A 13,763-nucleotide genomic window follows, 5' to 3' on the forward strand; every position below is an offset into this window, starting at 1 on the left:
ATCAGTACTCCCACACTGGAAATGGATCTGGCAGCTTTGCCCAAGCATCACTTCCTTGGGCAAGCACTTGGTCAGATAACAAACAGTCATTTAACTTGCGAATAATATCCTGCTCATCTAGATCTTGCCCAATAAATACTAACTCTTGTCGTCTATCCCCAAATGGCTCAACCCATTGTGCTTCAATGGATGCTAAAGATTCTGGGTCATCAGGCCATTGCACTTTTGGAACGCCATGCCAAAACAATCCCGCCGCGCCGTAGTGCGCAATGCCACCCGCTTGATTCCAGCTGCCAGCAAACTCGGGGCGAGTTGCTAGCCAAAAAAAACCTTTTGAGCGAATTAACTTTCCAGCAATCTCTTTACTGTGTAAGAAGTCATAAAATTTCTGCGGATGAAACGGACGCCGTTCACAAAATGTGAAGCTCCGAATGTCATATTCTTGCGTTTCGGGTAAATGCTCGCCTCGCATTTCTTTAAGCCACCCAGGCGCCTGCTGCGCTTTCTCAAAGCTAAATTTTTTAGTGTTTAAAATTGCTTCTACAGGTACATTCCCGTGCTGTATCGCTATTTGTTGTGCCTCGGTGTTTAAGGTTTTTAGGATTACCTTGAGTCGCGCAAGCTCTGCTTTAGACACCAAGTCTGTTTTACTGATCAATAGCACGTCGGCAAACTCAACCTGCTCCACCAGTAAATCAGTAACGCTACGCTCGTCTTCTTCGCCGAGGCTCTCTCCCACATCTTGTAAGTATGGCGCTTGTTCATAATCATTTAGAAAGTTCACCGCATCGACAACTGTCACCATAGTGTCTAGTATTGCTATATCAGATAAACTGACTCCCTGCTCATCGGCGAACGTAAAAGTTTCCGCAACGGGTAAAGGTTCAGATATTCCAGTAGATTCAATGACTAAATAATCATACTTACCCGCTTTAGCCAAACGGTTAACTTCTTCAAGCAAGTCTTCTCTAAGCGTACAGCAGATACAGCCATTACTCATTTCAACGAGCTTTTCTTGTGCACGGTTGAAGCTGACTTCATTTTGAACCGTTGTAGCATCAATATTAACGTCACTCATGTCATTAACAATGACAGCAACTCTTAACCCTTCTCGATTATTTAAAATATGATTCAATACCGTTGTTTTACCCGCACCTAAAAAACCTGACAGTACGGTAACGGGTAATAAGTTTTTGGTGTTTAACATAGCCATATGATTCTATCTAGCAGTATAAATTGGAGACGCTAACGTTGAGCATTAGTGATCTCTAACACTTCAACTAATGTTATATTATATCATATCACGAATAAAGCATAAAATGACCGAAGGGCCATTTTAATAATCAAGAAGTTTGCAGTGGGCAACGCGTGAATGTCGTCGCAGCCTGAAGAAGGTACTTTGCTAAGAATAACTTAGGCAAGCCAGTCAGCACATTTTCCTGCTTTTGTAATACATCATGGTTTGTTGAACCGGATACCGATAAATAACGGCTAAACTGGTGAGATTAATGATCCATACACAGGTTGCATAGAGTGGCTTTAGCTTATGATAATCAAAGTAGCCTCTGGCAGTTAACTGAATCAAAAGCACAACGAGCATAAGCAGTGTAAGGGTTACGCATCGGTGTGCAGCCCAAGACATTGCACAACCTCGCAATAAATGCAACAACAGTACCGCAATGACAAACGCGCACGAATTCACCATCATTGCAAGGTAAAACATTCTTATTGCAGGGAGCCTGTCAAACGCTAAGTTTAGAAAGTAGAAACCAAACTCAGAACCGATAACATGAAACATAAATGTACACACGGCAATGATAAAGCACGAATGCATTTCATGAAGTTCACGAGAGACCATGTCTCGCTTAGTTGCAAAAAACAGTGACCACTTATGACGAGGAAACTGTGTGACCAAAAACCAAACTATGGCTAAAAACTCAAATCCCTTGACGACCCATCCAGCTCGATAAAAAAGCTCATTAAGTGTCATTAAACGTAACCTGCTTAGATTGCAGCACGAGGTTATGAGTGTTGTTCTGTGTCAAAAAGGAGTAACAAATGAGAACAAACACACATAGCTCACATACTAATTGTTGTAATTTTATTACTCAAGAAAGAGTAATAAAAATGGTGAGTAAGCTCACCATTTTAAATAAATGATATTTTGCGCTGCTAAATATGCTAAGCCATCGCATATTTTTCTCTAAAGTAACCCTTTAGACAGCGAATTGGGTAGGTACATAGAGCCGTGACAACCATTAAATTACACATCCACCCGCCCATTCTGTACATAGAGCTCAGTGCATGATAATCATAATATCCTCTTGCTATCAATTGCATTCCTAACAAACTTATATAAACAAGCGTTGTATACATACAAATGCGAGCGGTTGGTGAGAAGGTGCATCCACGTACCAAATGTAAACACACCAGTATCATGGCGAAAGAAAACTGTACTATTATCCCACAGGTATAAAACAGCTTGATTTGATCTACCTTATCCATGGTTAAAGATAGCGTAAACTGGTCAACTTCCGAACCTATTAAATGGAAAACCAACACACTGAATGCAGCTAAAAAGCAAGAATACAACTCATGATGATGTACCGAGGATAGATCCTTTTTTTGACCAAAAAACAGCTTCCACCTCATTGTGGAGAACTTATGCAACCAAAAAAGTACTATTAATAGCTCAATTCCTTTTAGTACCCAGCCTAAGCCATATAAAATATCATTCATGTGTCATCCTTTATATTGATTCCTAACAGCTATACGTATACTGAGTTTCGCAGTCACGCTTTTGAGCTTGCTTAGGTTCTGTTGTATCACCTGTACCAGCGGCAGCAACTTGCTGAGCCTGTACTTGAGATAGTTCTTTTAGTTTTGTAGCTTTGATTTTTAGTGTTATTGAGGTTTTCATTATCCAAATCCTTACTTTAAGGGATATTCACCTCACCTAAGCATTAAAATGTTAACTCAGAGTGCACAAGGCAGCAACATGATGTAAATTTGAGTGAGTTGCAAAGGCTTGGTTTATCCAAAGTTATTAATATATTCATACCTGAACAGCCGACTAGCTGAACTCACAGGTGTTTACATGTTACTTTCTAAACACCACTTCAACAAATAATTTAGTTAAAATGTATGACGGATAAGGTAAATGATTGTAACAAACCCTTAATAACGCATCTAGCAGCAAGTGTTAAATTTACCAATGTCAGAACTTTTGATCTCAATTAGAGGTCTGTTTATGGTAATTTACCATATTTAAAATGACTTCAAACTCCTCGTCAGGTAATTGAACCGTGGATACACTGCTAAAAAATCAATTTTACAAACTCAAAGATTATCAAATTATGCTCATCGGCTGGGCGCTTATCCTCACTGTAGTCTGTTTAAACTGCACAGTTCATAGCTTGCTGATAGCCAAAGAACGTGTTGATATTGCTTCATCCATCGTTTGGTCACTACAGAAGTTTGGCGTGTGGCTTGTCATGACACCTGCGCTTTGCAATGCATTTAACAACGCTCGTTTCACGTCTCAGTTTAATAAGTATTCTGTGGTCGGATTATACGCCATTGGGTTTGCACTTGCGGTCAATACGGTACTTGATATCACACTGGAAAAGATCTCCTGGCAAGAGAGCCTATTTTATCAATGGCATCACCATGTTATCGCTTATATCACCATCATTCTGGTGTGGCAGCTTAAGCACACCATTTTTGAGCGTAATACAGAGCAACACAGTGAGCTAGAAAACACCACTGCTCAGCCTGAAAATGAGCAGTTGATTGAGCATGAGCATGACACGCTTACCATCGATGATAAGCACATCACACTAATGGATATTTTATTCGTTAAGGCGGCAGGAAACTACATTGAAGTTGTCACCCACTCCAAAACCCATCTTCTGCGTAGCACCATGAAAGAACTTGAGTCCTTACTACCTACCGAGCAGTTTTTTCGCTGTCACAGATCTTATTTCGTAAATTTGATTCATGCAAAAACAGTCATAAACGAACGCTCCGGTCATGGCCAAATTCAGCTCACAACAGCACAACAGGTACCTGTTAGTAAAGGCAAGCGAAAACACGCACACGCTTTGGTAGGCCATTAATCATAAGGCTTAGGGACGAATGGCAAAGCAGCTACCGCTGGTCCCAAAAGGCCCGCTATTGGTCCCCTAAGGGTAGCTTCCAGATATAAAACTCAGTAGCGTCTTACACTCCGTTAGTTAAGGAGCAAGTATGAATAACAATCTATCTCTTAGTGTTACCACCAGAGCCATGCATTGGCTGGTTGGCCTTACTATGCTGGGCCTTATCATGGTCGGCTTTTATATGGTTAATCTTGAAGTCTGGGCACTGTATCCTATTCACAAAGCGTTGGGCGTATTAGCACTGTTACTGATTCTGCCAAGAGCCATTTATCGTGTCAAACGAGGCTTTCCAAAGCCTGTAGACGGTGTTTCCCCCAGCAATCAAAAGCTAGCTCATGCTGCACATTGGCTGCTCTTGCTTGGCACGGTTTTGATGCCCGTAAGCGGTATGCTGTACTCAGGGTTTGGTGGCTATGGTATTAATATATTTGGCTTTCATTTGGTGGCAGAAAACATTGTAGGCGATGAGATCGTACCTTTTAACGAGACTGTCTTCATCATTGCTAAAAATGCTCACAGCCTGATTGGGTATGGCCTATCGGCACTGATAGTGGTGCATATTGCAGCAGCGTTCAAGCACCATATGGTAGATAAAGACGCAACACTTAGCAGAATGCTGGGTAAAACTTAACAACTCCAGTGTTCTTATCATTGCTCAATTGGGGGACACAGCCATAGTGCCCCTTTAGGCTTCAAGCATAACCTCAATAAGCAGGCCAAAAATGGCCTGCTGTTGTTCTGTATCTTAATGATTGTTTGAGTAACTTATTTTTAAGTTCTCTATCGCACAGCCAAACTTTGTTTTGTTGACGCGCAGGTAGCGAGTGCTGTCATCTGCTAGAAAAGTAAAGTTAAACTTTTCATGCTTGGCCTGAGCTTGCTGTTGTTTTGCCAAACACATAGCCTGAGTCAACGAACGCAACTTGGCATCCTCCAAAATACCAGCAAAGCGCTGCTCTGGTAACGCTGGAATATTAATATCTGTCAGTACCTTTGCCAATGTACGTTGGTGAATAGAAAACCCATCTTGGCCCACATCTACATACGTGCCACTGGGCCAATATGAGTAGCTAAACGATTGAGGTGAAATACTTTTAATATGTACCACGCCGTGCTTACCGACCACGGTCATCACTTCCCCTTGCGCAGAACGGATCACCACAAGCGCTGTGGTTTCATCTACACCAAAGCCAAATCTTTGTCCTGTATGAGCCAGCAATGTCGCTAAACGTACTGAACGGTTTCGTTCACTAAAATGTGTATCAAGAATACCAAAATTAAAGGAACCTAATCCTCCATCAGCTTGGTAAGTAAGCGCATCACCGGATAAGCCCTGCTGACAGTCTTGAATGCAGCGTGCACTGGGCGCGGCCACAGCATGTGCCCCTTGCTCCATTGCTGCTACACTGGTGCCATTGGTTATCATGGCAACCTGTCCAAACTGATTTTTACTACCACTTTGTACTGCAGTTCCTGCACTTGTACCTATCAACAATGGACGCTCGTTTATCGTTTGAGTCCATGGATATGGCTTGCCTTCGTCATCAAATAGAACCTGCTTGGTCAAGCTTTGGTCGCCACCGTTAAACATAATTCCAGTTGCCGAGGCAATCAGTTTGACTAAATGTGCGACCCCTTGTTCACATAATTGCTGCTCAGCCTTGACTCTGTCTGTATAGATAACCTCACGGTTATAGGCTTGCATAACTTGTGTTCGAAGTTCACCGAGCGCTTTACACTGGCCTGATGTTATCGCTTTAGCAAGTGCTGGAGTAAGTGGCAACCACGTAGCTTGAATGCCTGTTTGAGACAGTAACCCCTCATAAAAGTCTGCTGACTCGTATGGATCTCTACTCGAAGCGGTAACAGCTAATAGCGACGGAGACTTAGTCGCAACACTGGCCGATGCCTTGATAAAATTCAGTATATCAACGCTTGCTGGCTCCGCGTTATGGTGCGTAGCAACTTGTTCTTTAATGCGCCGGCCTTGCGCATCCAACACCGGGACTTCTAGCATATCCAGTACAAAATAATATTCGGCATCGCTTAACTGATTAAGCAACTGGTTATTCGTATCACGCCAAGCCCACAACAAACGTTTTTTACTGAGTGTTTGTGTATGCTGGTTAGCCATTTTTGAGAGCAAATTGAGTATTTTCGCTTTATGGGCAGTATTTTTACTTGGCCATTGGGCGTCGACTCGCTTAATGTTGGCTTCGGTTATCTGAAAATTACTTGCTGATTTGCCTTTTGGCACACCTTTATTATTGCAATTTTTAGGACTCATACTGGAACACGTTGTCAGTGTCCCTCCGATTAAAACTAAAGTTTGAGATTGCTGACTAGCCAATAAATGCTGTGAAAAAGCAGAAAATAGCATAGAAATACAGGCTAAAGTAACTGTTCTAAAGCCACCGCTTATTGCAGTATAATTTTTGTTCATTACCTTCTCGCTCGTGCTGAGGTTAAAAAAAGTACTTGCAGACACAATTATGCCTTGCTATAAAAATAAGGAACTTTAAAACGCGAGTAAGCTAGCACTGTCTTGTTAGCTTTGTCAAAAACCTTAGTTGGATTGGAATTATGTTAAAAAAAGCCACATCGCTTTGTACATATTTCTACTCACCTCACTACCTTTCGGAGTGGTTTGACGAGTAGCCAACACCTCACAACGTCATTGTTTTGTGGGGGGCTATTTGTATTCATGCATCACTGCCCTGTCTGAATAATCATAATAATTGAGCTTTGGCACCTTTGCGCCTGCTCGATAAAGACATAAAGGTAATCCGTCATGTTTCGTCGATTAACTATTGCCGCGGCAATCAGCGCTTCGCTGTGCCCAGTTGCGTCTGCGTATGCACAACAAGAAAACGAATTAGAGAACATTGAAAGAGTAGAAATTACAGGCTCACGCATCAAAGGCGTTGATCTGGAGGGAAGCGTACCGCTTACCGTATTGGACCAACAAAGCATCAAGCAATCGGGCGCCAATACTATTTTTGAACTATTGAAAGACTTGTCTGTACTCAAAGGAGGCAATGGCACTTTTTCCACTTCTGAAAGTGGTGGCACGTCGACTTCAACCCCCGCGGGTCAATCGGCAGCTAGCCTAAGAGGCATGGGGCCATCTTCCACGCTCACTCTGATAAATTCACGTCGTGTAGCGCCTAGTTCATTTGCCGCAGGCACTGAGAACTTCGTTGATATTAATGCTATTCCTCTGGCTGCCATTGAGCGTATTGAAATTTTAGCGACCGGGGCATCTGCAGTTTACGGCGCCGATGCGGTTGCCGGTGTTATCAACTACATTCTTAAAGATGATTATCAAGGTGCTGAAATAAATGCGTCGTATGGTGATAGCACAGATAGCCATGATGAGAGCAAAAAACAAATTAACATGCTGTATGGCACACAGATCGGCGATAGCCATCTCAGTGTGTTTTTAGACATGTATGACAGAAATGCTTTTAAAGCCACTGACCGCAGTTTTAGCGCATCACCTAACTTGGTCAATTCATATTCTTACTTGCCAACACTTGAAAATTCACCAAATATTTATTATTACAGCAGCCGAGATGGTAACGAGCTGCCAGCTCCAAACTGTCAGACTCCGTTAGTGACAACCGAATATGGTGAGCAAATCTGCGCCTACTATGGTAATCAACACGATTATCTCGAAACGCCGTTCGAAAGTGTTTCTACCGGCTTCATGTTTAACTCTCAACTCGGTGAACTTGACTGGCATACAGATTTTTTCTACAGCCAAACCAAGTCACAAGCCTATTCATCACCGGCACCAATTAATCAACTAGATGACAGCGATGGTCCATACATCCTAGAAGACGCCCTGTTTATTTATGATCAGGCCGATGGCAGCAACGCACTGATGGATCAACTCTACATCGATCCATTCACCACACAAAGTGGCAGAGAAGTTTGGGGCTTTGCCTTTGATGCGCGCTTTAACGACCCTAGAACTGTTGAAGTAGAGACCAAGAACTTCAGATTAGTCAGTACATTAGAAGGTGAAATAAACGATTGGAACTGGGAATCAGGGGTAACTTTTTCACGCTCACGCTCTGAGCAAGAGGCAATTGCTGGTGTATATAATCGCTACCAATTTCATGGCGCAATCACTGGAGAGCTGTGTTCAGACGGCTCGTTGGCAAGCTTTGATGGCCAAAACCTAAACTGCCAAAGTGGCGAATTACTGCCATTTTACAACCCATTTATACAAAATGATGCCAATAACGATGCTGTGCTAGCCGTTGCGCAAGCCCTTCCAACTCGCAGCGGGGAAAGTACCGTATATGCGTGGGATGCCAATATCAGTGGCGAAGTATTTACCTTCAACGAACTACCAGCCTACGCCTCTTTTGGTGTTGAAGCTCGTAAAGAGGAGTTAAGCGACATTCCATCGACTGATTCACAAGCTCAAGCCGACAAAGAGTACCTTGTTGATGTGTTTGGTTTTGGTTCATCTTTATCACGTGCTAAACGTACGCAATACGCCGCATTTGCCGAGCTCAGTGTGTCAGTCACTGAACAAATCGAGTTGCAACTGGCTGGCCGCTACGACCATTATGATGATTTCGGTAGCACCTTTAACCCTAAAATTGGCGTGAGCTTTCGCCCATCTGACTCACTGATTTTAAGGGGTTCATGGTCTACTTCGTTCAGAGCGCCCTCTCTCACGCAAGCTGGTGTCAAACTGAGAACGACAACATCATCATTTGACTGTGGTGCCAACCAAGCTGTTTCAGAACTTTATTGTATGGGTGATGGAACACAAGTGAGTGTAAACTCACTTGAGCTCGGCAACCCTAATCTAAAAGCTGAGGAATCTGAAGCTCTCAGCGTTGGCATGGCTTGGAGCCCAAGTATCGACACCAATGTGACGCTAGATTTCTGGCACTTTGACCATGAACAAGTGATAGATACCAATATGACGGCAGTGCTAGATAGAGCCATGACGGATGCGTCACTGCGCCACTGTGGATTGGTGCCTGACGGCGCGCAAGGTATTTCTTATGAAGCGCAACTATGTGACGTAACAGACAGCAATGGTTTAAACATCGAACAAGATGGTGCTGATCTTGGGCAAGTCTTAACGGCATACATCAACACCTTTGAACCGCGTGACAGTGAGCTGTTTCTCCCACTTTATCGTGACCATGTGATCCCGCTTGAAAACACAGGAACACAGACACTTTCTGGGCTTGATTTTAAGCTAGATCACCGCTTTAACTTCGCTACAGGCGAACTTACTCTGGCATTAAACGGTACACACTACTTGAAGTTTGACCGCAACAAGCCAGGTTCTGATTCGTTGGAAAAACTCGTTGGTAGCTATCAATACCCTCGCAATATCGTTCGTATGTCGATTGATTGGAACAGCGAAGATTACTACATCACACTTGGTGCAAATTACACCAGCAGCTATGAAGACGACATTGAGGGACTCAGAGGCCGAGAAATTGGCGAACTAGAAAAGTTAGGTGTTTTGAGTGCTGAAGGAGGACGTGAAGTGGATAGCTTCTTAGTATGGGATCTCTCTGCGGGTATCGACGTTAATGACAAGCTCACTCTCAGAGCGCGTGTTGACAATCTATTTGACAAAGAGCCACCGCGTGTTTATGGCTCTGCTCGAGGATTTGATTCTATCAATCACAATGCCTTTGGCACCCGCATTACCCTAAGCGCGACTTATCGTTTCTAGCTAGGTACATGAGTTTAGCTCTGTGTACACTATGCTCATATTTACAGTGGCTTTACTAATTTAGTAAAGCCACTGCACTAATTAGTCGTTGTCAGCGCTTGCATCTGAGCAAGTTCGCTGGTCAATACTTTGCGCTTGAAGTGGAATTATGAAAACTAAAAAATTTATCATGCCTGATGCAAGTATCATCTTGCTGACGGTCGCATTTGTTGCCTATATAGCTTCTTTGCTGATCACACCGGGAAAGTTTAACGTTGAGGATAAAAGTCATTCCGTGGAACTCTCCCAGTATCAAACCGTTGAGGGAGTTCAGAGCGCCCCAATTTTTGCTGAAGGTGGCAATATTGGTCTCGCCAATGTGTTATTTGAAGGCCTTGTTACAGGTGATAAGTATGGTGCCACCATTGGCGTGATGGCCTTTATCTTAATCACAGGTGGCGCTTTTGGCATCATCATGAAAACCGGTGCGATTAATAACGGCATCATGGCCCTCATCAACAAAACACAACGCATTGAATGGCTGTTTATCCCACTACTATTCACCTTATTTTCCCTTGCAGGTGCAGTATTTGGTATGGGAGAAGAAGCCATTGCTTTTTGTATCGTGCTTTTACCCATTATGAAACAACTGGGTTACGACGCCAAAGTTACAGTACTTACTACCTATGTGGCGACGCAAATTGGCTTTGCCACTTCTTGGATGAATCCATTTAGCATCGCAATTGCTCAGTCTATCGCGGAAATCCCTGTTTTTTCAGGTGCTAGCTTTAGAATGCTCGCTTGGTTGGTGTTTACTTTGTTTGGCTTAGGTTTTACTGTGCGTTATGCCAATTCAATAAAGCAAAACCAACTAGATACACCTGTTGGTTCTGGCGAACATACTCCGCTGGATATATCTGACAAATTAATACTATGCACATTCGTGCTCGGTATGGTGTGGGTGGTATGGGGCGTGATGGCAAGACAATACTATATTCCCGAATTAGCAGCTCAGTTCTTTTGTATTGGTCTATTCAGTGCGGTGATCGCTAAAATGTTTAACAAGCTCAGTGCCAACGACAGTGCTGACGCATTTAAACAAGGTGCTCAGGAGTTACTTCCTGCTGCGATGCTCGTTGCGCTTGCCAAAGGTGTTGTGTTGCTGCTCGGTGGCAGTGATCTCAATGCCCCCTCAATTTTGAATACTCTGCTTTTTCATAGCGCCAGTAGCATAGCGGCCGTTCCCGATGCCGTCGCTGCATGGGGCATGTTGTTATTTCAAAGCTTATTCAACTTTTTTGTATCGTCTGGTTCTGGGCAAGCTGCGATTACTATGCCGCTTATGGCTCCACTCGGTGATTTACTCAATGTTTCAAGGCAAATAGTGGTACTTGCTTTTCAACTAGGTGATGGACTGACCAACATCTTTATTCCAACCTCTGCCAGCCTGATCGGCTGCTTGGGTATCGTAAAGCTAGATTGGGGTGAATGGGCTGCATTTATTTGGCGATTTACACTGGCGTTATTTGCCCTTGCCAGTAGTTTTATTTTCATCGCCTATTTCATTAATTATCAATAAAAAGAGCTATCTATGTTAACTCTTATTCAAGGAGCAGACTTATACGCTCCTACAGCGCAAGGTAAAATGGATGTGCTGCTGGCAGGTTCAAAAGTCATCGACATACAGCCTGAGATCAAGCTCGATGGCAACACTCAAGTCAAAGTAATTGACGCGCGCGAGCACATTCTCGCACCAGGTTTTGTCGACTCTTTAGTACACATTACCGGTGGTGGCGGTGAGGCAGGTTTTGCCAGTCGAACACCAGAAATGGAACTTACCGATGCAACTTTAAACGGCATCACCACTGTAGTTGGGGCTTTGGGCACCGACTCTAGTAGCCGTACCTTAAGTAACCTAATAGCTAAGGCTAAGGGGCTCAAGGAACAAGGCCTCAATGTGTTTTGTCATACCGGATCATACCACCTCCCAGCTAAAACCCTTACTGGAAGCATCACGGATGACTTAATGTACATTGAAGAGTTCATTGGGGTTGGTGAGGTCGCAATTTCTGATCATCGCAGTAGCCAGCCCACCGCACTACAGCTTGCCCAGCTAGCAGCGCAGGCTAAGGTTGCCGGAATGCTCAGCGGTAAAAAAGGCACAGTGAGCATTCATGTTGGGCCGCAAGAAACGTATTTATCTTTACTGCATGAGGTTTCGAAATGTAGCGATATTACTTTATCTGCATTCTACCCAACACATATGAATCGTAACAAAGGATTGCTAGATGCAGGCATTGATTTTTGCCGTGGTGGCGGTCATATCGACTTTACCGCTAGCACCACTGAATATGACCTTGCACATGGAGAATATGCGGCCGCACAAGCACTGGCATATTGTTTAGCACAAGGCGTCGATCCAAATCGTCTGACCATTAGTTCTGATGGTCATGCCAGCTTACCGATTTTTGATGACACACTTAATCTTGTTGGTTTAGAGGTCGGCAAAGAAGCGTCACTTCATCAAGCATTTGTGCAGGCCGTACAGGAGTTTGATGTTGCCATCGAACATGCCCTAATGGCCATTACAACCAACCCCTCACAGGTACTGGGGCTTAAAAAAGGCACCATCAAAGTGGGTAGTGACGCAGATTTGGTATTGTTAGATAAGCAGACGCTCGCTCCCGTACATGTTTGGAGCAATGGCCTACATATGGTCGAAAACAGCAACGCTATCGTTAAAGGCTTGTTCGAATAACCTCTCCCCAGTGAGGTTAACTTAAATCGCCCACCTACTTGGTGGGCATTTTTTGTGGCCCGTTACATCACCAAACGTATTGCTATGAGGTATTTGTGGCGATAAAGTTGGATAGCAATATCCCGAGAGGCGTTCACATTCGCGCCACAACCATCTCGCCAATGCTTTGCTGTATGCCTGCTTACTGGTTTTTTTCACTTTTTTGTCTTTAAAGTACTGCCCCGTTACCCCGTCGCAGGCGTCAGCTATTGATAAAAACACGCCTGTTTGAGCTCCCTTTTCACATGAACGGGCAATCAGTCTGCGAACCAGTGGATATAAAAACAGAAGTGACTTAGGAAAAGCCTGCCGCAACATAGGGGTATCAACCATACCTGGATCGAAGCAATTCACTGAAATAGTGGTGTCTTTTAGTAATTCGGCCAAATACCTAGTAAATAAAATCGTGAATAGTTTGCTGTTACAGTAAGCATTCTCGGCGTTAAATTGTGATATGAGTTCAATATCAGAGGTATTGAGTTTAGCATCCGAATGACGAAAAGAAGCGGTATTAACTATTCTTGGCTGTGCTGATTGGCATAACAAAGGTAGCAACTTTCCCGTCAAGTAGTAAGGTGCAAGCTGGTTGACAGCAAACGTCATTTCAATGTTGTCTGAGGACAGCTCCAGAGCATCTTTGGCATATACCCCCGCATTGTTGATCAATACGTCAACACTCTCTACCGTTTGTCTGAGAACCCCACTCGCACGCTCTATGGAAGCCAATGAACTTAAATCACAACAGATAAAATGGACTGGATTTTTTAGTGGGTGTTGTGCCACAAGTGCATCGAACTTTTGTCTATCACGCGCTAAAACAAAAAACTCAGCCTGTTGTGTATCATCTAACTCACGCAGCCAAGCAACTCCGAACCCTGATGTTGCACCAGATATCACTATTTTCATCGCGGTGTTTTCCCTAACGTAATCAGCTTACCAAGTCATTACAAGCTTCAATGTAGCTAATTTTGCAACACAATAAAACAACAATATGAAAACAAAAAAGATGTTAAGTGGAATGTTTTATGAAATTTAAATAAAGGTGTGTGTTTTAGAAATATAAACTGTATCACTCACTTTATGTCACTGACATAAAAAGTGAACGAAG

At 43.4% G+C, this 13,763-nt stretch carries 11 protein-coding genes; 5 read left to right on the forward strand and 6 right to left on the reverse strand.

Annotated elements, in window-relative coordinates:
• Window position 1 precedes the first annotated feature (1 nt).
• From zigA to L1070_RS18495, 4 genes are all read right to left on the reverse strand, one after another.
• A complete protein-coding gene (zigA, locus tag L1070_RS18480) occupies window positions 2-1,207 on the reverse strand; it encodes a zinc metallochaperone GTPase ZigA (protein WP_237126674.1) in 1,206 nt (401 codons plus the stop codon).
• Between the two features lie 219 nt (window positions 1,208-1,426).
• On the reverse strand, window positions 1,427-1,990 hold the full coding sequence (locus tag L1070_RS18485) for a hypothetical protein (protein WP_070987218.1): 564 nt from the start codon (window positions 1,988-1,990) through the stop codon (window positions 1,427-1,429).
• 191 nt (window positions 1,991-2,181) lie between these two features.
• Window positions 2,182-2,739 carry a hypothetical protein gene (locus L1070_RS18490; protein ID WP_070987220.1) on the reverse strand — a complete coding sequence of 186 codons (558 nt, stop codon included), beginning with the start codon at window positions 2,737-2,739 and terminating at the stop codon, window positions 2,182-2,184.
• A 22-nt stretch (window positions 2,740-2,761) separates the two neighbouring features.
• A complete protein-coding gene (locus L1070_RS18495; protein ID WP_237126666.1) occupies window positions 2,762-2,920 on the reverse strand; it encodes a hypothetical protein in 159 nt (52 codons plus the stop codon).
• 385 nt (window positions 2,921-3,305) lie between these two features.
• On the opposite strand from L1070_RS18495, the gene L1070_RS18500 reads away from it, so the two are divergent.
• Entirely contained in the window at window positions 3,306-4,118 is an 813-nt protein-coding gene (locus tag L1070_RS18500) for a LytTR family transcriptional regulator DNA-binding domain-containing protein (RefSeq protein WP_237126667.1), read from the forward strand.
• Between the two features lie 130 nt (window positions 4,119-4,248).
• The gene (locus L1070_RS18505) at window positions 4,249-4,791 is read left to right on the forward strand and encodes a cytochrome b (protein WP_237126668.1); all 543 of its coding nucleotides are present in this window, start codon (window positions 4,249-4,251) and stop codon (window positions 4,789-4,791) included.
• A gap of 114 nt (window positions 4,792-4,905) precedes the next feature.
• Here L1070_RS18505 and L1070_RS18510 read toward each other — a convergent pair whose 3' ends face one another.
• Window positions 4,906-6,603 (reverse strand): cyanophycinase, encoded by a 1,698-nt coding sequence (locus tag L1070_RS18510; protein ID WP_237126669.1) that lies wholly within the window; start codon window positions 6,601-6,603, stop codon window positions 4,906-4,908.
• 348 nt (window positions 6,604-6,951) lie between these two features.
• Here L1070_RS18510 and L1070_RS18515 point away from each other — a divergent pair, with 348 nt between their 5' ends.
• The 3 genes from L1070_RS18515 (at window position 6,952) to iadA (ending at window position 12,616) form a co-directional block, all read left to right on the forward strand.
• The gene (locus L1070_RS18515; protein ID WP_237126670.1) at window positions 6,952-9,879 is read left to right on the forward strand and encodes a TonB-dependent receptor; all 2,928 of its coding nucleotides are present in this window, start codon (window positions 6,952-6,954) and stop codon (window positions 9,877-9,879) included.
• A gap of 148 nt (window positions 9,880-10,027) precedes the next feature.
• A complete protein-coding gene (gene yfcC, locus L1070_RS18520) occupies window positions 10,028-11,437 on the forward strand; it encodes a putative basic amino acid antiporter YfcC (protein WP_070987228.1) in 1,410 nt (469 codons plus the stop codon).
• A 12-nt stretch (window positions 11,438-11,449) separates the two neighbouring features.
• Window positions 11,450-12,616, forward strand: coding sequence for a beta-aspartyl-peptidase (iadA, locus tag L1070_RS18525; RefSeq protein ID WP_237126671.1), 1,167 nt, complete (start codon window positions 11,450-11,452; stop codon window positions 12,614-12,616).
• Window positions 12,617-12,637: 21 nt separating this feature from the next.
• On the opposite strand, the gene L1070_RS18530 is transcribed toward iadA, so the two are convergent.
• Window positions 12,638-13,561: an SDR family NAD(P)-dependent oxidoreductase gene (locus tag L1070_RS18530; protein WP_237126672.1), complete on the reverse strand. Its 924-nt coding sequence runs from the start codon at window positions 13,559-13,561 to the stop codon at window positions 12,638-12,640.
• Window positions 13,562-13,763 lie beyond the last annotated feature (202 nt).

This window comes from Pseudoalteromonas sp. MMG022, from assembly GCF_021654245.1.
Taxonomy (GTDB): Bacteria; Pseudomonadota; Gammaproteobacteria; order Enterobacterales; family Alteromonadaceae; genus Pseudoalteromonas; species Pseudoalteromonas amylolytica.